This window comes from Bariatricus sp. TF06-38A, from assembly GCF_027690675.1.
GTDB classification, from domain to species: Bacteria; Bacillota; Clostridia; order Lachnospirales; family Lachnospiraceae; genus Allocoprococcus; species Allocoprococcus comes.
In genome coordinates, this window is sequence record NZ_JAQFCE010000004.1 from 156,062 (window position 1) to 182,425 (window position 26,364).

26 protein-coding genes are annotated in these 26,364 nt (G+C 42.4%); 19 read left to right on the top strand and 7 right to left on the bottom strand.

Translation table 11 applies throughout. The features are described from left to right. Positions 1–16: 16 nt before the first annotated feature. Positions 17–811, top strand: a complete 795-nt coding sequence (locus tag PG418_RS05915; protein WP_173692565.1) for a class I SAM-dependent methyltransferase — start codon at positions 17–19, stop codon at positions 809–811. A gap of 3 nt (positions 812–814) precedes the next feature. Beyond that, positions 815–1,816: a dipeptidase gene (locus PG418_RS05920; RefSeq protein WP_498837201.1), complete on the top strand. Its 1,002-nt coding sequence runs from the start codon at positions 815–817 to the stop codon at positions 1,814–1,816. 88 nt (positions 1,817–1,904) lie between these two features. On the opposite strand, the gene PG418_RS05925 is transcribed toward PG418_RS05920, so the two are convergent. Further along, positions 1,905–2,108, bottom strand: coding sequence for a cold-shock protein (locus tag PG418_RS05925; RefSeq protein WP_008373270.1), 204 nt, complete (start codon positions 2,106–2,108; stop codon positions 1,905–1,907). A gap of 408 nt (positions 2,109–2,516) precedes the next feature. On the opposite strand from PG418_RS05925, the gene PG418_RS05930 reads away from it, so the two are divergent. Further along, entirely contained in the window at positions 2,517–2,978 is a 462-nt protein-coding gene (locus PG418_RS05930; RefSeq protein WP_055247741.1) for an Lrp/AsnC family transcriptional regulator, read from the top strand. A 97-nt stretch (positions 2,979–3,075) separates the two neighbouring features. Here PG418_RS05930 and PG418_RS05935 read toward each other — a convergent pair whose 3' ends face one another. From PG418_RS05935 to PG418_RS05955, 5 genes are all read right to left on the bottom strand, one after another. Then, on the bottom strand, positions 3,076–4,140 hold the full coding sequence (locus PG418_RS05935; RefSeq protein WP_008373277.1) for a PTS sugar transporter subunit IIC: 1,065 nt from the start codon (positions 4,138–4,140) through the stop codon (positions 3,076–3,078). A 228-nt stretch (positions 4,141–4,368) separates the two neighbouring features. Then, positions 4,369–5,226: a response regulator gene (locus PG418_RS05940; protein WP_498837202.1), complete on the bottom strand. Its 858-nt coding sequence runs from the start codon at positions 5,224–5,226 to the stop codon at positions 4,369–4,371. Further along, on the bottom strand, positions 5,227–6,489 hold the full coding sequence (locus PG418_RS05945) for a sensor histidine kinase (RefSeq protein WP_252198797.1): 1,263 nt from the start codon (positions 6,487–6,489) through the stop codon (positions 5,227–5,229). It lies immediately after the preceding gene. Positions 6,490–6,527: 38 nt separating this feature from the next. Further along, the gene (locus PG418_RS05950) at positions 6,528–6,839 is read right to left on the bottom strand and encodes an AzlD domain-containing protein (protein WP_022220771.1); all 312 of its coding nucleotides are present in this window, start codon (positions 6,837–6,839) and stop codon (positions 6,528–6,530) included. After that, positions 6,829–7,575 carry an AzlC family ABC transporter permease gene (locus PG418_RS05955; protein ID WP_498837203.1) on the bottom strand — a complete coding sequence of 249 codons (747 nt, stop codon included), beginning with the start codon at positions 7,573–7,575 and terminating at the stop codon, positions 6,829–6,831. Before PG418_RS05955 ends, PG418_RS05950 begins: the two co-directional genes overlap by 11 nt. Before the next feature lie 213 nt (positions 7,576–7,788). Here PG418_RS05955 and PG418_RS05960 point away from each other — a divergent pair, with 213 nt between their 5' ends. From PG418_RS05960 to radA, 16 genes are all read left to right on the top strand, one after another. Further along, a complete protein-coding gene (locus PG418_RS05960) occupies positions 7,789–8,502 on the top strand; it encodes an IMP cyclohydrolase (protein ID WP_008373293.1) in 714 nt (237 codons plus the stop codon). 29 nt (positions 8,503–8,531) lie between these two features. Beyond that, the gene (locus PG418_RS05965; protein WP_498837204.1) at positions 8,532–9,710 is read left to right on the top strand and encodes a phosphoribosylaminoimidazolecarboxamide formyltransferase; all 1,179 of its coding nucleotides are present in this window, start codon (positions 8,532–8,534) and stop codon (positions 9,708–9,710) included. Positions 9,711–9,965: 255 nt separating this feature from the next. Further along, positions 9,966–10,556: a manganese efflux pump MntP gene (locus tag PG418_RS05970; protein ID WP_055156099.1), complete on the top strand. Its 591-nt coding sequence runs from the start codon at positions 9,966–9,968 to the stop codon at positions 10,554–10,556. Between the two features lie 20 nt (positions 10,557–10,576). Beyond that, positions 10,577–11,986 (top strand): radical SAM/SPASM domain-containing protein, encoded by a 1,410-nt coding sequence (locus tag PG418_RS05975; protein ID WP_498837205.1) that lies wholly within the window; start codon positions 10,577–10,579, stop codon positions 11,984–11,986. Positions 11,987–12,074: 88 nt separating this feature from the next. After that, a complete protein-coding gene (locus PG418_RS05980) occupies positions 12,075–12,638 on the top strand; it encodes a TetR family transcriptional regulator (RefSeq protein ID WP_498837206.1) in 564 nt (187 codons plus the stop codon). 254 nt (positions 12,639–12,892) lie between these two features. Next, positions 12,893–13,111 (top strand): cation transporter, encoded by a 219-nt coding sequence (locus PG418_RS05985; RefSeq protein WP_055156100.1) that lies wholly within the window; start codon positions 12,893–12,895, stop codon positions 13,109–13,111. Positions 13,112–13,144: 33 nt separating this feature from the next. Further along, positions 13,145–15,025 carry a heavy metal translocating P-type ATPase gene (locus tag PG418_RS05990; RefSeq protein ID WP_204576046.1) on the top strand — a complete coding sequence of 627 codons (1,881 nt, stop codon included), beginning with the start codon at positions 13,145–13,147 and terminating at the stop codon, positions 15,023–15,025. Positions 15,026–15,303: 278 nt separating this feature from the next. Continuing rightward, on the top strand, positions 15,304–16,167 hold the full coding sequence (locus tag PG418_RS05995) for an arsenic efflux protein (protein WP_498837207.1): 864 nt from the start codon (positions 15,304–15,306) through the stop codon (positions 16,165–16,167). 56 nt (positions 16,168–16,223) lie between these two features. Further along, positions 16,224–16,688 (top strand): large conductance mechanosensitive channel protein MscL, encoded by a 465-nt coding sequence (gene mscL / locus PG418_RS06000; RefSeq protein ID WP_055297210.1) that lies wholly within the window; start codon positions 16,224–16,226, stop codon positions 16,686–16,688. Positions 16,689–16,730: 42 nt separating this feature from the next. Further along, positions 16,731–17,816: a tryptophan--tRNA ligase gene (gene trpS, locus PG418_RS06005; protein WP_008368572.1), complete on the top strand. Its 1,086-nt coding sequence runs from the start codon at positions 16,731–16,733 to the stop codon at positions 17,814–17,816. 34 nt (positions 17,817–17,850) lie between these two features. Next, the gene (glmM, locus tag PG418_RS06010; protein WP_498837208.1) at positions 17,851–19,197 is read left to right on the top strand and encodes a phosphoglucosamine mutase; all 1,347 of its coding nucleotides are present in this window, start codon (positions 17,851–17,853) and stop codon (positions 19,195–19,197) included. 198 nt (positions 19,198–19,395) lie between these two features. Further along, complete coding sequence (gene hcp, locus PG418_RS06015; protein ID WP_416387178.1) at positions 19,396–20,946, top strand: hydroxylamine reductase; 1,551 nt, start codon at positions 19,396–19,398, stop codon at positions 20,944–20,946. A 197-nt stretch (positions 20,947–21,143) separates the two neighbouring features. Further along, the gene (locus PG418_RS06020) at positions 21,144–21,518 is read left to right on the top strand and encodes a GntR family transcriptional regulator (RefSeq protein WP_055260843.1); all 375 of its coding nucleotides are present in this window, start codon (positions 21,144–21,146) and stop codon (positions 21,516–21,518) included. Between the two features lie 25 nt (positions 21,519–21,543). Further along, complete coding sequence (locus PG418_RS06025; RefSeq protein ID WP_055156104.1) at positions 21,544–23,991, top strand: ATP-dependent Clp protease ATP-binding subunit; 2,448 nt, start codon at positions 21,544–21,546, stop codon at positions 23,989–23,991. A gap of 101 nt (positions 23,992–24,092) precedes the next feature. Beyond that, positions 24,093–24,503, top strand: a complete 411-nt coding sequence (locus PG418_RS06030) for a hypothetical protein (protein WP_008368562.1) — start codon at positions 24,093–24,095, stop codon at positions 24,501–24,503. Between the two features lie 157 nt (positions 24,504–24,660). After that, positions 24,661–26,019 carry a DNA repair protein RadA gene (gene radA / locus PG418_RS06035; RefSeq protein ID WP_055156105.1) on the top strand — a complete coding sequence of 453 codons (1,359 nt, stop codon included), beginning with the start codon at positions 24,661–24,663 and terminating at the stop codon, positions 26,017–26,019. Between the two features lie 109 nt (positions 26,020–26,128). On the opposite strand, the gene PG418_RS06040 is transcribed toward radA, so the two are convergent. Further along, the coding region (locus PG418_RS06040; RefSeq protein ID WP_498837209.1) for a hypothetical protein at positions 26,129–26,364 on the bottom strand (236 nt) is incomplete at its 5' end.

Here is a 26,364-nt window from a genome sequence, read left to right on the forward strand (position 1 = left end):
AGGATACAATTGATTTATGATGACAGAGCTTGAAAAATATTATAACAAATTTAACGAAGAGAAGCGGCTTAAGAGCCGCCACGGACAGGTAGAATTTATCACCTCAATGAAGTACATTCACAAATATCTTCCTAAGCGGGAGCATGGACAGGTAAAGATTCTGGATGTAGGAGCCGGAACCGGGCGCTACAGTGTTGCGCTTGCCGAAGAAGGGTACGATGTGACGGCGGTAGAGCTGGTGAAATACAATCTGGGAATTCTGAAAAAGAAGAACAGCTCTGTGAAAGCATATCAGGGAAATGCGCTGAAGCTGTCACGTTTTCCGGATAAGGAATTTGACCTGATCATCCTGTTTGGACCGATGTATCACCTTTATACAAAGGAAGATAAGGTAAAGGCGCTGATGGAGGCGAAGCGTGTTCTGAAAGATGAGGGCACGATCCTGGTGGCTTATACAATGAATGAGTACAGTGTTCTGGTGTATGGATTCCGGGAGAACCATATACAGGAATGCCTGGAAAATGGCAAACTGGATGCGAATTACCGGGTATGTCCTTCACCGGAAGATTTGTATGATTATGTGCGTCTGGAGGATATTGACAGCTACAATGAAGCAGCAGGAATGGAACGGATCCAGATTATTTCGGCGGATGGACCATCCGATTATATGCGTCAGGTGTTAAATACGATGGATGAAAAGACTTTCCAGACGTTTATTGACTATCATCTGACTACGTGTGAACGCCCGGAACTGGTTGGTGCGGGATCACATACGGTAGATATTATAAGAAAGAAAAAGATGGGGGAATAGAAAATGAAAGTAGCAGATATGCATTGTGATACAATTTTAGCGATTCAGAGAGGAAGGGAACAGGGAAAAGAGATTTCACTTCGGAAAAATAATTTAAATGTGGATCTTGAACGGATGAAAAAGGGGGATTATCTGATTCAAAATTTTGCCATTTTTCTGGATCTGGAGGATCCGATGCTTGCAGGGAGTCCATTCCGTTATGCAATGAAAATGGCGGATGTATTTTATCGGGAAATGGAGAAAAATAAAGACTGGATCCGGCCGGTCACAAAGTATGACGAGATTGAAGAAAACCGGAAGAATGGAAGGATGTCAGCGTTGCTGACATTGGAAGAAGGAGAAATCTGCGAGGGCGATCCTGCCCTTTTAAGAGACTTTTACCGGATGGGGGCAAGGATGATGACTCTGACCTGGAACTATCCGAATCAGCTTGGATATCCGGCAAAAGCGACTGGCGGAGAATTTGCCGGAAAAGCCTTTTCAGAAGCCGGATATGGGCTTACAGCGCATGGGATTGAATTTCTGGAAGAGATGGAGAACCTGGGAATGATCATCGATGTGGCACATTTAAACGATGCAGGAATCCGGGATGTGTTAAAGTTCACAAAGAAGCCTTTTGTAGCGAGCCATTCCAACGCGAGACATTTGTGCAGTCATCCGAGAAACCTGAATGATGAACTTCTGAAAGCGATCGGGGAAAGAGGCGGTGTGATCGGGCTGAATTATTATGCATATTTCCTGCGCGACTGGAAAGACGGAGAGACGGTTGTGAGCAGAGCGGAGGATATTGTGGCACATGCAAAATATATCCGTGATATGGCGGGAATAGAGGCTTTAGGACTTGGTTCAGACTTTGATGGTATGAATGGAGAACTGGAGATCGCATCCCCTGTAGATATGACAAAGCTGGAAGATGTATTTAAAAAGAATGGATTTACAGAGAGCGAGATTGAGAAAATCTTCTGTAAGAATGTAATGCGAATATATAGAGAACTGCTTGGGTAATTCCGGCAAAGCATATTTATAACATAGAAAACCCGGCTGTGGAGTAATACACAAGCCGGGTTTTTTACTCTAGCATCTTTTGCAGCGATTACGCAACTGTTACATTAACAGCCTGAAGTCCGCGGTTTCCTTCTGTGATATCGAAAGTAACGTTCTGTCCTTCTTCAAGAGATTTGTATCCTTCTCCCGCGATTCCTGAAAAATGTACGAATACATCTTCTCCGGTGCTTTCGTTTGTGATGAATCCGTAGCCTTTCTGTGCGTTGAACCACTTAACTGTACCCTTGTTCATTAGTAGTACCTCCTAAAAAATTGATGATGCCGATAAAAATAAAAATCACATATTTTTGTAAGTCATCAGACAGATGTTAATGATTTACAAAAATATGTGAAATCTAAATCTTATCTAAAACACAATTTCAGAATATCACGTGGTAGGACAAATGTCAAATCAAAATAGGAAAAATAGGAAAAAATAAATGTCTTTTTATTGACAGGAAGAAAAAGGAATGCTATTATTTTTAACATATTTAAAGAGTGAAAATATTTGTACAAAGAGGTACTTTACTGCGGAGAAGAACGCAGAGAGTATCTTTTTTTTGACTTGCAGGAGTGCAAAGCACGTAGCAATCTGGTATCAAAGGGGTCAAAAGTATAAATGGGATGTCAGAAAGAGGTAGTGCAGATGAAAAATCATGAACTGGATGCAGTGGATCGTACAATTTTGAATATTTTACAGAGAAATGCCAAATGTCCATTGAAAGAGATTGCAGAGAAGGTGTATCTGTCTACACCGGCTGTATCAGCGCGGATTGAAAAGATGGAAAAAGAAGGATATATTCTCGGTTATCAGGCACAGGTGAATCCGGAAGCACTTGGATATCATATCAAGGCACTGATCAATCTGGAGGTTTCGCCGGAGGAAAAAAATGTGTTTTATCCGTTTGTGAGAAAGTGTTCAAATGTGATCGAATGCAACTGTGTGACCGGAGAATATTCTATGGTGTTGGAAGTACTGTTTCCCAGCACAACAGAGCTGGATAAATTTATTGGAGAATTGCAGCGATTTGGAAGAACAAAGACACTGATCGTATTTTCAACTTCGGTTGAACACAGAGGAATCAATGCAGATATAGAAGAAACACTGGAGAGAGAAATATAATTTCCCGTAAATTGAAAAAGACCCGGAAACAAAAGTTTTCGAGTCTTTTTCTTCTTTAAGGGCTATATAAACAAGCAGTTTGAAATAGTCATTTTGATTATTCAGCAGCGATAGCAACTTCCGGAACAATTGTTTCAGTAGCTTTTTCAGATGCTTTGATATCTGCAGGTGTTTTTGCAAAACCTTTAAACACGATAGAACCAACAAATCCAGCTAAAGATCCGCCGATCGCAGCAAGTACGATTGCAGCTACAACCTTAAGTGGTGGGTTAAATCCGAATGGAGCTAAAAGTCCAGGAATCGGAGATGCTGTTCCAGGGGCGTTATTGATAATACCGAGCATAGCTGCTGCGAGTCCGGCAAGTCCGCCGCCAAAGAAGTTTGATCCGTAAATCGGAATCGGATTCTGTGTAATAATATCGGCCTGTGTAAGAGGTTCAAGCATTACCGCCATAACATTACTGCGCTCGCCAAGTTTTAAACGGTCGAAAATGATACCGTTTGTGAAAGAACCACCAACACATGCAATTGCTGCAATACCCATTGCAAGTCCATCAAGTCCGAGCATAGCAGTCAGAGCCATAGAACTAAGTGGTGAGGTGCAGATCATCTTCATAATACCACCGAGCAGGAATCCCATGATAAGTGGAGACTGTTCAGCAGCTGCAGAAATCATACGTCCGATGTTGAGCAGTGTTGAATTAACGACCGGATCAACTGCGATGGCAATAATTCTTGCAAGCGGTGCGATTGCAAGAGCACCAACGATCAGATTCAGACCCTCTGGAAGTTTCTTTTCCAGGAACGGAGCTACAAAACCTACAATATAACCTGCTACAAAACCAGGAAGAATTCCGTATCCTCCGACTGCGACACCTGCAACGACTGCAAGTACCGGATTACATCCCATACTGATCGGAACTAAAGTAGCTGCAGCGATTCCCCCGAAGCTGCCGGATACGGTTCCGAGTTCTGAGAAAAATGCAATTCCTAATAAATCACCTGTGATGTAATGGTGAACAGCTTCTACCAGGAACGAAGCAACGGCTGCATTAGCCATTCCGGACATTGCTTCTGATCCTTTTGGAAACTTCAGGCTGAATACAGAGAAACAGGCTAAAGTGAGAAGCAGTAAACCAATACCTTTTACGATTGTTAACATATGACATCCTCCTTAAAATTTATACTTATTCGCATCAGTTATCGTGATAACATAATAAAATGGAAGTTACAAAAAGATACAAAAAGTATCAAAATGAAATTTATTTTTGGAAAAAACTACAAATACAGGATAGATTTATTGTATATAATGACGATAACTATAAGCGATAATGAATTATAGAGAAAATATATAAAGAGATGAAATAAGAAGCAGGAGAGAACCTGAAAATCAGGCTCTCTCGGTGCATTCCTGAATCAGTGCATTCAGGAAATTTTTAATTTTCACATTGCCGTGCCGTACACTTTTTCCACGGATGAAATCCATTTCCCTTCGGACCTGTTCAAAGTTATACAGGGAGTTGGAGTAGGTTGTAAACGTGTCATTGGCGTAATCTTCAAGACCAAGGTTGGCAAGGTTGACCATTCCCATGTTGGCTGTCCGACGGATCCTTTGTTCCATGGATTTTGGATTGTCGCTGAACCGGCTGCAAAGTTCGCATAAAGTGACATTGTCAACTTTCTGGTTATGTTGGATCAGATAATCGACAAGGGAAATGATATCCTTGCTGCCACGTTCACCGGTAATGCCAAGCTTTTGGAGAATTCCTTTTAACCGGATAATATAAGGTTTTTCAACTGTATCATTTATAAATCCCTGTGGCTGTACAAAATTCTGCTGGGTCTGGAAAATCGTCTGTACCTGCTGCAATGTCCGGCGGGCAGTCAGGGATTCACTGACCTTCCGGAGTATGGATTCTACTTCGATACTGTTGATTGGCTTATGAATATAAAATTCAATGCCTGCAGAATAGGCATCTGCGATCATATCTTTGGATGCAACCTGGGAAAGCATAATAAAAGTAAGATTCGGTGCATAAGAGCGGGCGCGTTTCACGAAAGTGATTCCGTCTATTTCGGGCATCAGAAGATCAACAATTACGATGTCTGGATTTATAAGAGGAAGATCCGTGAGTGCATCCACACCGTTTTCGGCAGTCCCGGCAATCTCTCCAAGTCCACGGTCCCGTATAATACGTTTTAATATATGCAGTACATTTTTATCATCATCAATGAGATAGAATTTCATTTATAAACCGCTCCATTTCTCTTTTGGTATAGTAAGTGTGAAAACTGTTTTTCCGGGAACGGAAGTTACCCGGATGGTTCCGCCCAGGCGGAGTTCGATAAAATCCTTTACCAGGCTAAGTCCAAGTCCCCGATTGACCTCGCCGGTTTCGTAATTGATCTTTGTGGAAAAACCCGGTTCAAAAATTTGTTCCATATCCTCCGGATCAATTCCGGGTCCATGATCTTCAACTTCAATAACATAAGAAGAATCCGTGGAGGATTGACGGACAGAAAGCTCGACCGGATTTCCGTCTGCTGCTTCAATCGCATTGTTGAAAAGATTGCGGAAGATTGAGAGCAGAAGATAATGGTTCTGTGTATATAGATTTTCCTCCAGTTGTATATTAAAAAAAAGTCGTTTCCCTTTTGGAAGTGATGCATCCAGGCTGCTTTTCAGAATGGTGAGGATATCATCCAGGCTCATTCCGTCATTTTCAGAATTTAATTCCATTGAAGAGGAAAGTCCTCTTACGATCAGATTGTAGTCTTTTTTGATCTCGTGGACATCCCGTGCGATCTGAAGTGCAGTGCGGGTGAGGGATTCGTCTATATTCCGTTCACTCATATCGTGGTAAAGCCGGTATGCGGTGCTCATGGTGTCTTCTATCATATGTGTGCCTTTCTGCATCAGAACAACTTCGCCGTTAAGCTCAGAAATCAAAAGAAGAAGGTTCTGGTATCTCCGTGCATGTTCAGCACTCAGGAGACTGAACTTGTAATGGCTGAGACAGAACAGGAAAAGACCCGCAAGTGCAGTACGCAGAAGCGCAACCAGAAGGACGCCTGCCTGGGACTGAAAAGAAAAAGCGTCCATACCCCTACGGGTCAGCAGTTCTGTTATATTTGCCAGATAGTCAAAAAGAAACATCCAGGGCAGAGAATACATCGAAAGTTCATAGTCATTTTTACGGCAGTAGAGGAAAAAAAGGACTCCGTAGACCAGATAGAAAAACATTTCTGGAAAATAGCTCTGTGGATTCCAGCTGCCAAAGCGAAGCCAGTGCATCAGCGTACGGGAAAAGAAAACACAGAGGGCACTTATCACCGTAACCGGAAGAATCGGATATTTTCCAAAAAGGATCAGAGACATGAAAATGCCAAAAATTCCGATGGAAACACGAAAATCGCTTTCGAAAAGTGAGATGCTGATCTGGGCGCCAATGATAACAGCAGCACTGACCAGCAAAATGCGGGTATAACGTGAAAAACTTTTGGTCCACATAAGAAAGCCTCCTTTATTCAGATCATCTCTCTTACAGTCTACAGTCCGGTTAATAATTCAACCAGAAATACGCCGGCACATGAAAACAGGGAAACACAGATCAGACTTTTTCTGTTCCATGCAAGGATCAGTGCGATTGCAAAACCAATGGCGGCAGACCAGATATTGGCGGTGGCTGTCAGAATGGCCGGAAAGGTCATAACAGCTAGAGTTACATAAGGTACATAATATAAAAAAGATTTTATAAAAGTATTTTTGATCTCTTTCCTGATCAGCGTCAGTGGCAGCATACGGATCAGATAAGTGACGGCTGCCATGACAAAGATATACATATATAGATTATGCTTCAACGGAAGAATCCTCCTTATCTTCTGGATTTGTTTCTTCTTTTATAGGGAAGAAATACGCTGCGATTCCGGCAATCAGAATCGTAAGGATAATGATTCGGAAGCCAGAAGAAATCTGGCATAGCACAGGAGCTTTTGTGAAAAGGAAGCTTGCTGCCATGGAAATCACGACAATGGTTCCGATGATCTTGTTATCACGTGCCGGAGGAATAATGATTGCGATAAACATTCCATATAATGCAACGCTCAGTGCGCTGACGATCCGGTCAGGCAGGATATTTCCTGATACTACTCCGAGGAAAGTACCAAGTGTCCAGCCAGGTGCGGCAAGTGCCATCACACCGTAAGAACACCATGGAGTAATCCTTCCGGGGCGGGATACGGATACGCCGAAGACTTCATCCGTTACACCGTATGCGATAAGAAAACGGTGGAAAAAAGGATAGTGGTTATCAATTTTCTGTGAAAGGGCACAGGACATCAGCGAATATCTGAGATTGATGATGAGCTGGGTGAATGCCATTTCAAAATAGGATGCGGATGCCGTAATCAGTGAAAGACCAGCAAATTGCCCGGCGCTGGTCAGGTTTGTAAGGGAAATCAGAACAGCTTCCCAAGTGGAAAGTCCTGCATTTTTTGCCATGATACCAAAGGTAAATGATACCGCAATATAACCGAGACAGATGGGAATGCCATCCTGTATCCCGGCTGCAAAATCCATTTTTCTGTTTCTACTCATGAAGTAAAACCTCTCTTTTGTAAATAATCCCCAAATTTGAATTGTTATTTTACTAACATTTTACCATGGAACAGTGGTCTTGAAAATGATGTTTTAAAAGAAGTTGAAAAAATTTTGCAGAAAGACTGGAAATATAGTGGTATTATGAGTTATAATAAATAGTGATAAATGAATGTGCAAACATAAGTACAAGTTATAAAAGGAGATTGAAGCATGGAAATGTTATCTATTGAAAAAGAACTGCAGAGCAATTCTTATCCCGGAAGAGGGATCATCATCGGAAAGTCTGCCGACGGAAGCAAAGCGGTAACAGCTTATTTTATCATGGGAAGAAGTGAGAACAGCCGTAATCGTGTCTTTGTAGAAGAGGGAGAGGGAATCCGCACACAGGCATTTGACGAGTCAAAGCTGACAGACCCAAGCTTAATTATCTACGCACCGGTGCGTGTACTCGGCAATAAGACGATCGTTACAAACGGAGATCAGACTGATACAATTTATGAAGGTATGGACAGACAGATGACGTTTGAACAGTCCCTTAGAAGCCGTGAATTTGAACCGGATGGACCAAACTACACACCACGTATTTCCGGTATCATGCACATTGAGAACGGAAAATATAACTATGCAATGTCCATTTTGAAGAGCAATAACGGAAATCCGGATGCATGCAACCGTTACACCTTTGCATATGAGAATCCGGTAGCCGGAGAAGGACATTTTATCCACACATACAAGTGTGATGGAAATCCGCTTCCGAGTTTTGAAGGAGAACCAAAGCTTGTTGCAATTCCGGATGATATGGACACATTTGCAGACACACTCTGGAACAGTCTGAATGCAGATAATAAAGTATCTCTGTTTGTAAGATATATTGATATTGAGACAGGAACATACGAAAGCAAGATCATCAATAAGAATAAATAGTATACAAAGGTGAAGAAGGAGCAGGAATCATGAATGAATTAGAACTCAAATATGGATGTAACCCAAATCAGAAGCCGTCACGTATCTATATGAAAGACGGAAGTGATCTCCCGATCAAAGTTCTGATGGGCCGTCCGGGATATATCAACTTTCTGGATGCATTTAACGGATGGCAGCTGGTATCGGAATTAAAAAAAGCAACCGGACTTCCGGCAGCAACTTCCTTTAAGCATGTGTCACCGGCAGGTGCTGCAGTCGGACTGCCACTGGATGAAACTCTTGCAAAAATTTACTGGGTAGATGATCTTGGAGAACTTTCTCCGCTTGCAAGTGCTTATGCACGTGCAAGAGGCGCAGACCGTATGTCTTCATTCGGTGATTTTATTGCGCTTTCTGATGTCTGCGATGTTGATACGGCAAGACTGATCAAGAGAGAAGTGTCGGATGGAGTGATCGCACCTGGATATGAACCGGAAGCACTGGAGATTCTTGCACAGAAAAAGAAAGGTAATTACAATGTGATCCAGATCGATCCGAATTATGTTCCGGCACCTACAGAACACAAGGATGTATTTGGTATTACCTTTGAGCAGGGAAGAAATGAACTGAAGATCGATGATGATTTCTTCTCAAATATAGTGACTGAGAACAAAGAAATTCCGGATTACGCAAAGAGAGATCTTGCAATTTCCATGATTACTTTAAAATATACACAGTCAAATTCTGTATGCTATGTAAAAGACGGACAGGCAATCGGAATCGGAGCCGGACAGCAGTCCCGTATCCACTGTACCCGTCTTGCAGGACAGAAGGCAGATAACTGGTGGCTGAGACAATGCCCGAAAGTACTTGCTCTTCCATTTAAAGAAGGAATCAAGCGTGCAGACCGGGATAATGCAATTGATCTGTATATTGGTGAAGAATATATGGACGTACTGGCTGACGGAACCTGGGAAAATATTTTCACTGAAAAACCGGAAGTATTTACCAGAGAAGAAAAGAGAGCATGGCTTGATAAGCTGACGGGTGTGGCACTTGGATCAGACGCATTCTTTCCGTTTGGAGATAACATCGAACGTGCACATAAGAGCGGTGTTACATATATTGCAGAACCGGGTGGATCAATCCGTGATGACAATGTAATCGATACCTGCAACAAATACAACATGGCGATGGCATTTACCGGAATCCGTTTATTCCATCACTAAGATAATAAAGAAGCAAAGTTCCTGCAGAGGTAGAAGATCTACCTTTGCGGGAATTTTTTATTTTTAACAGAAAATGGAGCTTTCTATTGTATAAAAAAGATTCCGGAAGAATAATCTGTTGAAAAAATAAACAGATATGCGACAAATGTGGAAAAATGTCGTTAAAAAATAAACAGAACCGATAATCTGAAGATTTATTATTTAGTAAGGGATTACATAATATATATGTAACAGCCAGCAGGAGGAGGCGAATCTATGGGTATTATTGAAATCCTTTTAATTTCAATCGGGCTTTCATTTGATGTATTTGTTGTACATATCTGTGTTGGAGCAGGATTTTCGAGGAAGCATGGAAAAGACACACTTTTATCCAGTCTGATTTTTGGAGGAATGCAGCTCTTTGCACTGATCCTGGGAAATGTTGTTGCAGATATTCTGAAGCCGGACAGAAAAATGAATGAGACGATTTCAACAGCAGCAAGTGGATGGGAGCTTTTGTCGGTGCTGATATTTATCGGACTTGGCATTTATATGATCTGTAAAGCAAGAAATAATAAGCAGATCTTTGAGCGGAGAAACGATGAAATAAACTGGAAACGGCTTAGAAAACTGGCAGTACTTACCAGCGTAGATGCGTATTTTGCCGGAATGGGTATCGGATTCTGGAGTGTGGAGATCCTGGAACAGGGAATGGTATTGCTTCCGGTTACGATCATTCAGTGCTTTCTTGGTGTGGAGGTCGGATATAGATTGGGCTGTGAATATAACTGCAAAGCTTACTGGATCGGTGGGATATTATTCCTGATCGCCGGGGCAGATATGGTGGTTACGCATTTTTTATTTTAAAATAGCAGGAGGAAAAGAGTATGGGCGAATTGACACATAAAGCAGCAAGGGCAGCATTTGGCGGAGCAATTGATTTGGCAATGCGAAAAATGGATAAAGACAGAGAAAAAGGTCTGCTTGATCTTGTTGATCTGACCGAGCGTTTCATGGGAGACAATTTCCAGAAGAGCTCCTATGAAGGCGCAAGAAAGATGATACAGGATCCGGATTCGAAGTGGATGAGTTATGTGAATCGTGCATTAGATGAAATTGACCCGCATGTTATTAAACAGACAGCATTAAACCTTGGATTTGAAGCGGCGTTCCATGGAACGAAGACAATCCGCAGTATGAGAGAGGTACATCAGTGCAATATTCCGTGGCTGATCCTGATGGATCCGACAAGTGCATGTAATCTTCATTGTACCGGATGCTGGGCGGCAGAATATGGGCATAAACTGAATCTTACATATGAAGAGATGGACAGCATCATTACGCAGGGAAAAGAACTGGGGATTTATTTCTATATGTATACAGGCGGGGAACCGTTAGTAAGAAAAAAAGATATTATCAGACTTTGTGAAAAGCATTATGACTGCGAATTCCATGCATTTACAAATGGAACACTGGTGGATGATGAATTTTGCGAAGAGATGAGAAGAGTCGGCAACCTGTCCCTTTCAATTAGTCTGGAAGGATTTGAAGAGGTCAATGACATGCGCCGTGGAGAGGGTGTATTCGACAAGGTTATGGCAGCTATGGATCGGTTAAAGAAATATGGACTGATCTTCGGTACGTCAATCTGTTATACCAGAAAGAACATTGAAACGGTTACATCGGATGAATTCCTGGATATGATCATCGGAAAGGGATGTCGTTTCACCTGGTATTTCCATTATATGCCGGTTGGAAATGATGCAGCACCGGATCTGCTCCCGACAAAGGAACAGAGAGAATATATGTATCACCGGGTAAGAGAAATCCGCGGTGCAACAGGTGGAAAGCCGATTTATGCAATGGATTTCCAGAATGACGGAGAATTTGTCGGAGGCTGTATCGCAGGTGGAAGAAACTACTGCCATATCAATGCGAATGGAGATGTAGAACCATGTGTATTTATTCACTACTCTTCTGCAAATATTCGGGAAGTCACTCTGCTGGAAGCTCTGAAACAGCCACTCTTTATGGCATACAGAGACCGGCAGCCTTTTAATAGCAATCATTTGCGTCCTTGCCCGATGCTTGAAAATCCGGAGATTCTTCAAGAAATGATCAAAGAGACCGGTGCAAAATCGACCGATCTGCAGTCACCGGAAAGTGCGGAACATTTGTGCAGTAAGTGCAAAGCTTATGCCTGTGAGTGGAAAAAAACAGCAGATCAACTATGGAAAGAGCATCCGCATCAGCAGAAGGGTTACACAAATTACAAAAAATGCGTGGAAAAGCAGTAAAAAAACAGAAAAAAAGCGGTTTGAAAAAACGTTTTGTTTGTGATAAAATATTCGTCAAGAGAAATGGGCAGGAAAAAGAGGACAACATATGGAAAGAAAAAGAGAATTAACAAAAATCCTGCTTGCGGAAAGCTTTAAGGAACTACTGATAAAAGGATCTTTTGATAAGATAACGATTAAAATGATCACAGATCAGGCGGGAGTCATCAGACCGACTTTTTATAATTACTTTCAGGATAAGTATGAAGTGATGGAATGGCTTCTGGAGACGGAGGTTTTTCAGCATATCCGTGAGATGACTGAAGACGGGATGGAAAGAGAAGCCATTTATCTGTTGTTCCGAAAGATGGAGAAAGACCGGGTTTATTATCAGAAAGCATTTGAAGCGACCGGTCAGAATGGGTTTGAGGAAATTCTTGAAAAGAAGATCTGTCAGCTGATCGAAGAGATGGTGGGCAGACATAAGATCAAGCTTGAGAAGCTTCAGGGAATCAAAGACAAAAAAATTTTTCTGGAGTTCCATACGATCACCGTTGTAACCGGACTCAAATACTGGCTGACCAGCCGGGATATTCATCTGTCGGCGGATGAAGCGATGGAGTATTATCTGTTCCTAATGTCGCATCCTATTTTGGAGCTGCTTGAAAAGTAAAGAACAAAATATAAATTTGAGAAGAATCTGGGAAAATCCGGGTTCTTCTTTTTGTTTTTCTGTCAGAAAATTCTGATAGAGCGTTCTGATAAATAAAAGGGAATACGTTCTGGAGAGGTATATTCTTTTGAAATTGTAGAAAATAAAAAATGTTATCTAAACTGCTTGACGGATTTCTATTACAGAGTTATTATGAACATATGAACAGTTGCTCATATGTTCAGTGAGAGAAAATTTTTCAGGAGGAAAGAAAGATGAAGAAAAAATTTAAAATGGTAGACCTTGATTGCGCAAACTGTGCAGCAAAAATGGAAGATGCAATCAAAAAAATTGATGGTGTAAATGATGCAACGGTAAGTTTTATGATGCAGAAGCTTACGATTGATGCAGATGATGCAAGATTTGATGAGATCATGCAGGAAGTCGTTGCTGTATGCAAGAAGGTAGAGCCGGATTGCCAGATTCAGCTGTAAAACCGGAAAAGGTATGAAAGGGGAGAGGCTTCTATGATGAAAAAACAGAAAATAATGCTGTACCGTATTATCGCAGCGGCAGTTATTTATGTTCCTCTTTTTGTACTGGAACATATGGGAAAACTGGAATTTCAGTCCGAAATTCCGGTGCAGTTTTTGTTATTTATGATACCTTATCTGATCGTGGGATGGGACATCATTTACCGGGCTGTGCGCAATATCAGTCATGGTCAGGTATTTGATGAGAACTTTCTGATGTGTATAGCAACGTTTGGTGCACTTGGAGTAAAGGAATATTCGGAAGCGGTAGCGGTTATGTTGTTCTATCAGATCGGGGAGTTATTCCAGAGTTATGCAGTCAACCGTTCCCGCCAGTCAATCAGTGCAATGATGGATATCTGTCCGGAATATGCGAATATTGAAGAAGACGGAAAGCTCAAACAGGTTGATCCGGATGATGTAGAGATTGGTACAGAGATCGTCATCAAAGCAGGAGAGAGAGTTCCTCTCGATGGTGTGGTTGTATCGGGAACATCCTTTGTAGATACTTCTGCACTGACCGGAGAGTCGGTTCCGCGAGAAGTAACAGAAGGTTCCGAGATTATCAGCGGTTGTGTAAATGGAAGCGGACTTCTTAAGGTGCGCACAACGAAAGAGTTTGATGATTCTACAGTTGCGAAGATTCTGGAACTGGTTGAAAATGCCAGCAGCAAAAAGGCACATGTAGAAAACTTCATTACAAAGTTTGCAAAATACTATACGCCGATCGTGGTTTGTGCGGCAGTTGTACTTGCATTCCTTCCACCAATCATTCTTGGCGGTGGATTTGCAGAATGGATTCAGAGAGCATGTATTTTCCTTGTAATCTCCTGCCCATGTGCACTGGTGATCTCTGTTCCACTTGGTTTTTTTGGAGGAATCGGAGCAGCATCCAAACAGGGCGTTCTGGTAAAGGGAAGCAATTATCTGGAAGCACTCTCTGAGATGAAAACGATTGTATTTGATAAGACTGGTACACTGACAAAAGGTGAATTCGTTGTATCAGAAGTTATTCCGAACGGATGGGAAAAAGAAGGACTTCTTGAAGTGGCAGCCCTTGCGGAAGGCTATTCCGATCATCCAATCTCAGCAGCACTCAAGAAAGCGTACGAAGAAGCGGAGCTTGGTGAGTTGTCCATGGACAGGGTGGAACAGGCTGAAGAAATCGCCGGACACGGAATCAAGGCAAAGATCGACGGAAGAGTTGTCTATGCCGGAAATGCAAAGCTGATGGAAGAAAAAGGCGTGGAATATGAGTCATGCACAGTCCCTGGTACGGTCGTATATCTGGCGGCTGAAAAAGAATTCCTCGGGACCATTGTAATTTCTGATACGGTCAAACCGGAAGCCAAACGTGCGATCGCGCAGCTCAAACAAAGCGGTGTCAAAAAGACAGTTATGCTTACCGGTGACAGAAAAGATGTCGGTGAAGCAGTAGCAGAAAGCCTTGGAATCGATGAAGTCTACACAGATCTCCTTCCGGGGGATAAGGTAGATAAGGTTGAAGCACTTCTCGGAGAACTCGGTGAGAAAGAAAAGCTCGGTTTTGTTGGTGATGGTATCAATGATGCACCGGTACTCTCCAGAGCTGATATCGGAATCGCAATGGGAAGCATGGGATCCGATGCAGCAATCGAAGCCGCAGATGTTGTTCTGATGGATGATAATATCCTTAAGATATCCTCCATTATGAGAATTGCAGGAAAAACTCTCCAGATCGTACATCAGAATATCGTCTTTGCCCTCGGTGTCAAAGTTCTGGTCCTCATCCTGGGAGCCCTCGGCATGGCCAATATGTGGGAAGCCGTCTTTGCCGATGTAGGAGTATCCGTAATCGCAATCCTGAACTCCATGAGAACACTGAAAGTAAAATAGATGTCAAAAGCATAATGTAAAACAAGAAAGAATTATCCTTAACGTGATGGGGATAATTCTTTTTTGTGCAATGGAGATGAAACTCAAAAATCGTGGAAGCCTCTGCTGAACACGATTTTCGCCCTAAGAGGTTCATCGGAATGGTTTGCACAACTTGAATTTATCCCATTTATTTCTGTTGCTTTGCCACACTAATTTATTCTACTTGCTTTTTTGTCAGCGACAGTGTAAAATGACAAAACGGATTAGAATAGTGAAACCAAGAAGGGAGATACAAGATGGAACTGTTTATAGATATACTAAAAGATACAACAATTGACACTGTGAAACTGATACCTTTCCTTTTTCTGACATACTTTGCGATGGAATATCTGGAGAATAAAGCCGGTCAGAAGACGGTGCGGATGCTTCTTGGAGCAGGGAAAAAAGGACCTGTGATCGGTGGGATACTGGGCGTTGTTCCGCAGTGCGGATTTTCGGCAGCAGCAGCAAATCTGTATTCCGGCGGAGTCATCACAGTTGGAACGATGATCGCTGTTTTTCTGTCTACATCAGATGAGATGCTTCCGATTCTGATCTCAGAGCAGGCGGATGTCCGTAAGATCATGGCAATTTTAATCGGAAAGATTATCGTTGGTATTGTTGCAGGGATTCTGGTTGATATCGGAGTGCGGGTGCTAGGCAAAGGATACCAGAGAGGGCTGCACATTCATGATATCTGTGAGCATGACCACTGTCACTGTGAAGAAGGAAGCATTGTAAAATCAGCACTCATCCATTCGGTACAGATTCTGGTATTTATATATGTAATTTCTTTTGCGTTAAATGCAGTTGTGGAGTGGATTGGAATGGAAGAGGTCATGAACGTGGTGACGCATTATCCAATTGCCGGAATTTTTCTGGCTGGTCTTGTCGGTCTGATTCCGAACTGCGCAGCTTCTATTACAATTACGAAATTTTATCTTGAGGGAGTCTTAAATGTCGGCAGTATGTTTGCCGGACTTTTGTCATGTGCCGGAATCGGACTGATCGTACTTTTTAAGACGAACCATAGTTGGAAGAAGAATGTGATGATCGTCACAACACTTTACGGAATCAGTGTAGTGTGTGGAATTATAGTGGAAATCCTGTTTGGAATGTAGTACAATATCCTTATATGCCGCAGAAGCCTAAAAGGAACGAAAGAAGTGGATTTGAGATGGCTAAAAAAGGATTTATTGCAGAATTCAAAGAGTTTATTGCAAGGGGAAATGTAATGGATCTTGCAGTCGGCGTTATTATTGGTGGTGCATTCCAGTCGATTGTGAATTCTCTTGTAAATGATATGATCATGCCGGTGATCAGTCTTCTGACTGGTGGGGTCAATTTTTCCAACTGGGTGATCCGGATCGGATCTGGTGAGAATGACACGATCAAATATGGCAATTTTATTACAGCGGTGATCAACTTTCTTCTGATGGCACTTGTTATTTTTTGTTTTGTAAAAGTGATGAACAATCTTGCTTCAAGAACAGAAAAGCTGCTTAAGAAGGAGGAAGAAGCACCGGCAGCACCGGCTACGAAGATCTGCCCGTACTGCATGTCAGAAATCCCGATCGCGGCAACCAGATGTGCATACTGTACATCTGAGCTTTCGGCTGAGGATACGGACAAAGAAGAATAAAGAAAAGACAGGAATAATACGACAGAGAGGAACATAAAAACAATGGAGAAAATTATTTTAACAGGTGACAGACCAACCGGACGGCTTCATGTCGGACATTATGTTGGATCCTTAAAGCGAAGAGTAGAACTGCAGAATTCCGGAGAATATGACAAGATCTTTATCATGATCGCAGATGCACAGGCACTGACTGATAATGCAGATAACCCGGAAAAGGTACGTCAGAATATTATTGAGGTTGCACTGGATTATCTGTCATGCGGACTGGATCCGGAGAAATCCACGATTTTCATCCAGTCACAGGTACCGGAACTGACAGAACTTTCTTTTTATTATATGAATCTGGTTACGGTATCCCGTCTTCAGAGAAACCCAACGGTTAAATCGGAGATCCAGATGCGTAATTTTGAAGCAAGTATTCCGGTAGGATTCTTTACTTATCCGATCAGCCAGGCAGCAGATATCACAGCGTTTAAGGCAACGACTGTACCGGTAGGTGAGGATCAGCTTCCGATGATCGAACAGTGCCGTGAGATCGTACACAAATTCAACAGTGTATATGGAGAAGCATTGGTTATGCCGAAAGCGCTGATTCCGGAGAACGAAAGCTGTTGCCGTCTTCCTGGAACGGATGGAAAAGCAAAGATGAGTAAATCCCTTGGTAACTGTATTTATCTGTCTGATTCCGAGGAAGAAGTAAGACAGAAGATCATGGGAATGTATACAGATCCGAATCATTTGAAGGTATCTGATCCGGGACAGGTAGAAGGGAATTCCGTTTTCACTTATCTGGATGCATTCTGTACAGATGAACATTTTGAAAAATATCTGCCGGATTATAAGAATCTGGATGAATTGAAGGATCATTACAGACGTGGTGGACTTGGTGACGTTAAGGTTAAGAAGTTCCTGAATGCGGTTATGCAGGAAGAGCTTGCACCGATCCGTGCAAGAAGAAAAGAACTGGAGAAGAAGATTCCGGAGATCTACGAGATCCTTCATAAAGGAAGTATTGAAGCTGAAAAAGTGGCAGCACAGACTTTAAAAGAAGTAAAAGATGCGATGAAGATCAACTATTTTGAAGATCAGCAGTTGATCCGGGAACAGACAGCAAGATTTGCAGAATAAAGAAAGGCTTTAAGCCGGAGGAGAGATAATAATTATGGGTAAATATTTCGGAACAGATGGATTCCGTGGAGAAGCCAATGTAGTACTGACGGTAGAGCATGCGTTTAAGGTAGGACGTTATCTTGGCTGGTATTACGGACAGGAACACAAGGCAAGAATCGTGATCGGTAAAGATACCAGAAGAAGCAGCTATATGTTTGAATATGCACTGGCGGCAGGACTTACTGCGTCAGGAGCAGATGCATATCTTCTTCATGTGACGACAACTCCAAGCGTGTCTTACGTGGTAAGAACCGAAGATTTTGACTGCGGAATCATGATTTCTGCAAGCCATAACCCGTACTATGATAATGGAATCAAAGTGATCAACAGTAAAGGTCAGAAGCTGGAAGCAGAAGTAGAAGCCAAAGTGGAAGCTTATATTGATGGGGAATCCGGAGAAATTCCGCTTGCTAAAAAAGAGGCGATCGGAAGAACCGTAGATTATGCAGCAGGAAGAAACCGTTATATCGGACATTTGATCAGTCTGGCAACCCGTTCTTTTAAAGAGGTGAAAGTCGGACTGGATTGTTCCAACGGAAGTTCATCAAGTATTGCCAAAAGCGTATTTGATGCACTTGGAGCAAAAACTTATGTGATCAATAATGAGCCGGATGGAACCAATATCAACACAAATTGTGGTTCTACACATATTAACGTGCTCCAGGAATATGTAAAAGAAAATGGTCTGGATGTCGGATTTGCATACGATGGAGATGCGGACCGCTGCATCGCTGTTGATGAGAATGGAAATGTTGTTGACGGGGATCTGATCCTTTATGTGTGTGGCAAATATATGAAAGAACATGGTCAGTTAAAAGACGATACCATCGTTACTACTATCATGTCGAATCTTGGACTTTATAAAGCATGCTACAAGATTGGCATGAAGTACGAAAAGACACAGGTCGGCGACAAATATGTCTATGAGAACATGGTCAAGAATGGATTCATGCTGGGCGGTGAACAGTCCGGACATATTATTTTCAGTAAGCATGCAACGACAGGAGATGGTATTCTGACTTCTCTGATGCTGATGGAAGTTATCATGGAGACCAAACAGTCCCTCGGACAGCTGACAGAAGAAGTGAAGATCTATCCACAGCTTCTGAAAAATGTGCGTGTGGCAGATAAGAAGACAGCAAGGGAGAATCCGGAAGTGGTCAAAGCAGTCGATGCAGTTGCAGAAGCACTTGGAGATGACGGAAGAATCCTTGTCCGTGAAAGTGGAACGGAACCGGTAATCCGTGTCATGGTTGAAGCGGCGACGGACGAGCTTTGCGAAAAGTATGTGACTCAGGTAATCGATGTGATTGAAAAAGAAGGACTCATCGTAGAATAAAAAATCTGAAATAGAATCGTGCAGAAAAGGATAGCTTGCAGATGAAAGTCTGTGGGCCATCCTTTTTTAGTTTGCGAACCATAGTCTGGATGTTTGAAAAATATTATTTGAATAATAAAGAAAAATGTTCTTCCGGTATAGATTTTCTATATTTTGACATGCTAATAAAAAAACATGGAGGAAAAAGAAATGGAGGAAATGTTTTGTTTTCAATGCCAGCAGACCGCTCATAACACGGGCTGCGAAGGACATACAGGTGTATGTGGGAAAAAGTCGGATACAGCAAATCTTCAAGATGAACTGACTGGTGAACTGATCCGGCTGGCAAGGGCAGTTGCAGAAAATGAAAGAAGCAGATCTTCGGATGAACTGATGTTAAAAGGTCTGTTTACCACGATTACAAATGTAAATTTCAACAGTGATACAGTGAAAAAACTGTCAGATGAGATCAGAGAAGAAGCAGAAAACAGAAAACCAGGAAAAGATGCTTATAATGTACAGAAGATCTGGGAGGCACCGGAAGATATCCGTTCGTTAAAGTCATTGATCTTGTTTGGCTTACGAGGGACTGCAGCATATGCTTATCATGCATGGGCACTGGGATATGTGGATGCGGAGATTATGAATTTCTTTTATAAGGGAATGAGGATTCTGGGAGAAGAAAAAGGGATGGAAGAACTGCTTCCGGTAGTCATAGAAACAGGTAAAATCAACCTGCGCTGCATGGAACTTCTGGATAAAGCAAACACGGAAAGCTATGGAGATCCAATTCCGACAGAAGTTCCGCTTACGATAGAAAAGGGACCGTTTATTGTAGTCAGTGGTCATGATCTGCATGATATGAAGCTGCTTCTGGAGCAGACCAAAGATAAAGGCATCAATATTTATACGCACAGTGAAATGCTTCCGGCACACGGATATCCAAAATTAAAGGAATATCCGCATTTGAAAGGCAATTTCGGAACGGCCTGGCAGAGCCAGCAATTTGAGTTCCATAATATTCCTGCGCCAATTTTATTTACGACAAATTGTCTGATGCCGGTCAGACAGAGCTATGCAGACCGGGTGTTTACAACTTCGGTGGTGTCTTATCCGGAGATGGTTCATATTGGTGCGGACAAAGATTTTACGCCGGTTATTGCAAAAGCATTGGAATGCGGTGGATATCCGGAAGATCATCCGATGACAGGGATTAATGGAGGAACAACCGTGATGACCGGATTTGCACACAACGCAGTTCTGGAAAATGCAGGAAAGATCGTGGATTTGGTAAAGCAGGGGAAAATCAGGCATTTCTTTCTGATCGGAGGCTGTGATGGCGCAGCACCAGGACGGAGCTACTATACGGAATTTGCGAAAAAGACACCGATGGATACGATCATCCTGACGCTGGCATGTGGAAAATACAGATTGAATGATCTGAGGCTCGGAGAAATTGAGGGGATTCCAAGAATTTTGGATATGGGACAGTGTAATGATGCGTACAGTGCGATTAAAGTTGCAATTGCTCTTGCAGAAGCGTTTGAGTGTGAGGTAAATGAACTTCCACTGTCTATGATCCTGTCATGGTATGAACAGAAAGCGGTTGCGATTCTGCTGACACTTCTGGCGCTCGGAATCAAAAATATTTATCTGGGTCCGACGCTTCCGGCGTTTGTGTCACCGAATGTTCTGAATTACCTGGTACAAGAGTATCAGATTACCCCGATCAGTACAGTAGATGAGGATCTGAAGAATATTTTAGGTTGAAGAGGTTTGAACGTGAGAGAAAGAAATCGGAAATAAGAAATGAAAAGCATTACTTCTGAAACGGAAAGCACAAAAAAGTGTGAGTAAGAAGAGGTAGTGCTTTTTTACATACTGTTTCCTTTACAAAAAGTGTCATCTGTGCTAACATAAATATAACAATGGCGATGCCGGTACAATAGAAAAAAGGAGTGCGTTTTATGCTGATTGAAATTGATTTTAACAGTGATGAGGCGATTTATATACAGCTCAGGAATCAGATCATTATGGGAATTGCCACTTCGATGATTCATGAAGGAGATACTTTGCCGTCTGTGAGACAGCTGGCAGATAATATCGGAATCAATATGCATACAGTGAATAAGGCATACAATGTCCTGCGGCAGGAAGGTTTTCTTCAGCTTGACAGACGAAGAGGTGCGGTGATCTGTATTGATGAAGATAAGCTGGAAGCTTTGCAGGATCTGAAAGAGCAGCTTCGGGTACTTCTGGCAAAAGGAAGTTGCAAAAACATTACGAAAGAAGAAGTTCATGAACTGGTAGACGAGATCTATGCAGATTATGAACAAAGATAGATTGAAAAAAGGAGACTAAAATTATATGGCAGAAAAGCAATATACAAGGCAGGCGCAGGAAGCGCTGAATATGGCACGGAAGATTGCAGCCGAACTGAAGCATCCATATGTTGGGACAGAACATCTTCTTTTCGGGCTTAAGAGGGTTTTTACCGGAGTTGCAGGGCAGGTGCTTGATAAGAATAAAGTCGATGAAGAACAGATGGAAAAAGCAATGGATATCCTTGTATCTGCTCCTGAGGCAGCTAAGAAGGAAAGAAAGCATCTGGAGTACAGTCCGAGACTTCGATATATTCTGGAAGAAAGCCAGAATGAGGCAGTGCAGCTTGCATCTGAAAAAGTCGGAACCGAACATCTTCTGCTTACAATGCTTAAAGATGGAGATTGTGTGGCTACCCGTATGTTGATGACCCTGAATGTAAATATTCAAAAACTTTTTCAGGATCTTCTGCTTGCGGCGGGAATTGATCCGAAAGAGTATATGGAAAATCAGAAGGATGGGGAAACTGTTGGCGGAATTATAGACCAGTACAGTACGGATCTGACACAGGAAGCAAGAGAAGGAAAGCTGGATCCGGTTATTGGACGTGAAAAAGAAATTGCACGTGTCATGGAGATCCTGAGCAGACGGACCAAGAATAATCCGTGCCTTGTGGGAGAGCCTGGAGTCGGTAAGACAGCAATCGTGGAAGGACTTGCAAGACAGATCGCGGAAGGAATTGTTCCGGAAAGCATGAAAGATAAGCGGATCATGGTGCTGGATCTTCCGGGGATGATTGCAGGCTCCAAGTATCGTGGTGAATTTGAAGAGCGCATGAAAAAACTGATCCGTGAGGTAAAGACGGCGGGTAATATTATCCTTTTCTTAGATGAACTTCATACCATTATCGGTGCCGGTGGTGCAGAGGGCGCGATTGATGCATCCAATATTCTGAAACCATCTCTGGCAAGAGGGGAGATGCAGCTGATCGGTGCAACAACTCTTACGGAATACCGCAAGTATATTGAGAAGGATGCAGCTCTGGAAAGAAGATTCCAGCCGGTTACGGTTGAAGAACCGACAGAAGACGAGTGTATCCGGATCCTGGAAGGTCTGAAAGAAAAATATGAGGCTCATCATGATGTAGAGATCGAAGAGGATGCATTGAAAGCGGCAGTACATATGTCATGCCGTTATATCAATGACCGTTTCCTTCCGGATAAGGCAATTGATGTGTTGGATGAAAGCTGTTCAAAAGTAAAACTTCGTGGATTTAAAGTGCCGGAGAATATTGTTGGGACAGAAATCCGCTGTGGAAAGCTGGAGCAGGAAAAAGAAGTGGCGCTGAAAGCAGGAGATATTGAAAAAGCATCGGAGCTCCATAGAGAACAGAAGGAAGCAGAAAAGAAATTAGAGCAGGCGAAAAAGCGTTTCAATAAAAAGAATGAAAAGAAAAAAGTTCCGGTAACTGAAGAAGATGTTGCGGATGTAATTTCCATGTGGACACGAATCCCGGTAACAAGACTGAATGAATCTGAGAGCGAACGCCTGAAAAAGCTGGATAAAACACTGGAGAAGCGTGTGATTGGTCAGGAAGAGGCAATCCAGGCACTTTCCAAAGCGGTAAAACGAGGAAGAGTGGGATTGAAAGATCCGGCACGTCCGATTGGTTCATTCTTATTCCTTGGTCCTACAGGTGTCGGAAAGACAGAGCTTTCCAAAGCTCTTGCAGAAGCACTCTTTGGCAATGAAGAGGATATGATCCGGGTAGATATGTCCGAATATATGGAGAAGCACAGTGTATCCAAGATGATTGGATCGCCTCCGGGGTATGTGGGACATGAGGATGGCGGACAGCTCAGCGAAAAAGTACGCAGAAATCCATATTCTGTCATTTTGTTTGATGAGATTGAGAAAGCACATCCGGATGTGTTTAATATTTTACTTCAGGTACTGGATGACGGACATATTACGGATTCGCAGGGAAGAAAAGTAGATTTCCGCAATACGGTTATCATTATGACATCCAATGCAGGTGCCAAGGCAATCATTGAACCGAAGAAGCTTGGATTTACCCAGCAGGAAGACCAGAAGGCGGATTACAAGCGTATGAAAGCAAATGTGATGGACGAAGTAAAGCAGTTATTCCGCCCAGAGTTCCTGAACCGTATTGATGAGATCATCGTATTCCATCCGCTGAATGAGGACAATATGAAGAAAATCGTAGGGCTGATGTGTAAAGAAGTTGTGCAGAGAGCAAAAGAGCAGCTTGAAATTATACTGGTTGTGCGTGATTCTGTGAAGAAGCATATCGTTGAGACCGGAAGTGACAAGAAGTATGGTGCAAGACCGCTGAGAAGGGCAGTACAGAGCCAGTTGGAAGACAAACTTGCGGAAGCACTTTTGAATGGTGAGATCAAACGTGGAGACCATGTGGAAGCCGGTATTTCTAAAAAGGAAATAAAATTTACAGTCAGAGAGATAAACAGCTAGCAAAAGAAGAAGTTTTATTATATAATAAGAAAAACGGTTCGGATGTGGAAAATTCACAGTCCACAAGTCGAAAGAGAAAGACCATTAGGAGGATTTGAACAATGACAGTAGTCAAAGAGCTTATCAGAAGTGAATTAGACGGAACACTCAGTTTCGGTGATTACACTCTGGATACAAAGACAAAAAAGGATGGATTTGAATTTCAGGGAGATATATATAAAGTAAAGACATTTAAAGAGATTACAAAGCTTGAAAAGAATGGAATGTTCGTATATGAATCTGTTCCGGGAACTGCAGTAGAGCATTTTGAAGTATCAGAAGATGTGATCTCATTCAAGGTATCAGGGACAGGAGATGCACAGATCACACTGGAACTTGAACCGGATACAGATTATATCGTATATATGAATGATATGAATGTTGGTGATATGAAGACAAACTTAAGCGCAAAGCTTAGTGTAAGTGCGGAACTTGGAAAAGAAAGCGTTGAGATCAAGGTTGTAAGAAAGTAGGACAATGATTACAGCAAGAGTTGTTTGAAGTACATAGGTATTTAAGAAAAGTAAAAGAGTCTGCTTCGGCAGGCTCTTTCTTTACCGAAAGTATATAAACTGGGAACAGGCAAGAGAAGCAGTTGGTAATTTTTTAAGATATATAAGGAGATGGAATATGGCGAAGGCAAAAAAGTCGGTTTTTTTCTGCCAGAATTGTGGGCATGAAGAATCAAAATGGCTGGGACAGTGCCCAATGTGCAAGGAATGGAACTCTTTCGTGGAAGAGTGTGTGACAACGTCGAATACGGCAGCAGTTAAAGCGGCAAAAGAGATTCGTATTGTACCATTGTCAGAAGTAAAGACAGAGAATGAAGAGCGGGTGACAACCGAGATTAAAGAACTGGATCGTGTACTGGGAGGCGGAATCGTACCGGGTTCCCTGATTCTGGTAGGCGGTGATCCGGGAATCGGTAAGTCAACGCTGCTCCTGCAGGTGTGTCAGAAACTGGCAAAAAAAGAACGAAAGGTTTTGTACATATCAGGGGAAGAATCGCTTCGCCAGATTAAATTGCGTGCACAGAGGATGGGAGAATTTAATGATCATCTGCTTTTGCTTTGTGAGACTAATCTGGAACTGATCCGCAATGTGATTGAAAAGGAAAAACCAGATACCGTGATCATTGATTCGATTCAGACAATGTACAGTGAAGAAGTCGGTTCCGCACCGGGAAGTGTGTCGCAGGTCAGAGAGGCAACAAATACGCTGATGCAGCTTGCAAAAGGGCTTGGGATTTCGATTTTTATTGTCGGACATGTTACAAAAGAAGGAACTGTCGCCGGTCCAAGAGTATTGGAACATATGGTAGATACGGTTCTGTATTTTGAAGGAGACAGGCATGCATCTTACCGGATTCTTCGAGGAGTGAAAAATCGTTTTGGTTCGACGAATGAGATTGGTGTATTTGAAATGCGAAGAGATGGTCTTCGGGAGGTGGAAAATCCGTCAGAATTTATGCTGAATGGGCGCCCGGAAAATGCATCTGGATCTGTTGTGGCATGTTCTATGGAAGGAACACGTCCGATCTTGCTGGAAATCCAGGCGCTGGTATGCGAAAGCAATTTTGGAATGCCAAGAAGAACAGCAGCAGGAACAGATTACAACAGGGTGAACCTTCTGATGGCGGTTTTGGAAAAAAGGATTGGATATCATCTTGGAAATTATGATGCCTATGTGAATATTGCCGGAGGTATCAAGATCAATGAACCCGCGATAGACCTTGGAATCGTGATGGCGATCGTATCAAGCTATAAGAACAGACCATTTGATGAACGGACGATTGTGTTTGGAGAAGTTGGATTAAGTGGAGAAGTCCGTGCGGTAAATATGCCGGAACAGCGGGTGGCAGAGGCGAAGAAGCTTGGATTTGAGACGTGTATTGTGCCGGAAGTATCTCTGGATAGCGTGAAGAGTATTGGTGGGATCAAAATCATTGGAGTGAAAAGCATTAACGAGGCAATCGGACTGATTGAGTAGGAGAACATGTAAAGAGGAAACAGGATAGATGTGATAATTTCTGTTCCCTCTTTTACATAGCAATGATGTTGGAGTCAAAAGGTATTTTGACCCCTTTGATACCAGATTGCTACGTGCTAGCAAGCAAGCTTGCATCGGCTTTCTGACCTTTTGACCCTGGTATCATAGCAATTACGAAATTATAAAAGTTAAAGGTCTTTAAAGATTTCGATTCTGGCGAGTAAGGAAATAGCTTACTTAAACGTAAGACTGAACTGAAGCACAAAAATGTCAGAATATTCTGAATTGTACAAAATACAAAAACAACATTGACAATTCCGGAAAGGCGTGGTAAGATACCATATG

Excerpts from the sequence above, each read along its gene's own strand:
- PG418_RS05915 (WP_173692565.1), top strand. The coding sequence starts at position 17 with ATGATGACAGAGCTTGAAAAATATTATAACAAATTTAACGAAGAGAAG.
- PG418_RS05920 (WP_498837201.1), top strand. The coding sequence starts at position 815 with ATGAAAGTAGCAGATATGCATTGTGATACAATTTTAGCGATTCAGAGA.
- PG418_RS05925 (WP_008373270.1), bottom strand. The coding sequence starts at position 2,108 with ATGAACAAGGGTACAGTTAAGTGGTTCAACGCACAGAAAGGCTACGGA.
- PG418_RS05935 (WP_008373277.1), bottom strand. The coding sequence starts at position 4,140 with ATGTTAACAATCGTAAAAGGTATTGGTTTACTGCTTCTCACTTTAGCC.
- PG418_RS05940 (WP_498837202.1), bottom strand. The coding sequence starts at position 5,226 with ATGAAATTCTATCTCATTGATGATGATAAAAATGTACTGCATATATTA.
- PG418_RS05945 (WP_252198797.1), bottom strand. The coding sequence starts at position 6,489 with ATGTGGACCAAAAGTTTTTCACGTTATACCCGCATTTTGCTGGTCAGT.
- PG418_RS05955 (WP_498837203.1), bottom strand. The coding sequence starts at position 7,575 with ATGAGTAGAAACAGAAAAATGGATTTTGCAGCCGGGATACAGGATGGC.
- PG418_RS05960 (WP_008373293.1), top strand. The coding sequence starts at position 7,789 with ATGGAAATGTTATCTATTGAAAAAGAACTGCAGAGCAATTCTTATCCC.
- PG418_RS05965 (WP_498837204.1), top strand. The coding sequence starts at position 8,532 with ATGAATGAATTAGAACTCAAATATGGATGTAACCCAAATCAGAAGCCG.
- PG418_RS05970 (WP_055156099.1), top strand. The coding sequence starts at position 9,966 with ATGGGTATTATTGAAATCCTTTTAATTTCAATCGGGCTTTCATTTGAT.
- PG418_RS05975 (WP_498837205.1), top strand. The coding sequence starts at position 10,577 with ATGGGCGAATTGACACATAAAGCAGCAAGGGCAGCATTTGGCGGAGCA.
- PG418_RS05980 (WP_498837206.1), top strand. The coding sequence starts at position 12,075 with ATGGAAAGAAAAAGAGAATTAACAAAAATCCTGCTTGCGGAAAGCTTT.
- PG418_RS05985 (WP_055156100.1), top strand. The coding sequence starts at position 12,893 with ATGAAGAAAAAATTTAAAATGGTAGACCTTGATTGCGCAAACTGTGCA.
- PG418_RS05990 (WP_204576046.1), top strand. The coding sequence starts at position 13,145 with ATGATGAAAAAACAGAAAATAATGCTGTACCGTATTATCGCAGCGGCA.
- PG418_RS05995 (WP_498837207.1), top strand. The coding sequence starts at position 15,304 with ATGGAACTGTTTATAGATATACTAAAAGATACAACAATTGACACTGTG.
- mscL (WP_055297210.1), top strand. The coding sequence starts at position 16,224 with ATGGCTAAAAAAGGATTTATTGCAGAATTCAAAGAGTTTATTGCAAGG.
- trpS (WP_008368572.1), top strand. The coding sequence starts at position 16,731 with ATGGAGAAAATTATTTTAACAGGTGACAGACCAACCGGACGGCTTCAT.
- glmM (WP_498837208.1), top strand. The coding sequence starts at position 17,851 with ATGGGTAAATATTTCGGAACAGATGGATTCCGTGGAGAAGCCAATGTA.
- hcp (WP_416387178.1), top strand. The coding sequence starts at position 19,396 with ATGTTTTGTTTTCAATGCCAGCAGACCGCTCATAACACGGGCTGCGAA.
- PG418_RS06020 (WP_055260843.1), top strand. The coding sequence starts at position 21,144 with ATGCTGATTGAAATTGATTTTAACAGTGATGAGGCGATTTATATACAG.
- PG418_RS06025 (WP_055156104.1), top strand. The coding sequence starts at position 21,544 with ATGGCAGAAAAGCAATATACAAGGCAGGCGCAGGAAGCGCTGAATATG.
- PG418_RS06030 (WP_008368562.1), top strand. The coding sequence starts at position 24,093 with ATGACAGTAGTCAAAGAGCTTATCAGAAGTGAATTAGACGGAACACTC.
- radA (WP_055156105.1), top strand. The coding sequence starts at position 24,661 with ATGGCGAAGGCAAAAAAGTCGGTTTTTTTCTGCCAGAATTGTGGGCAT.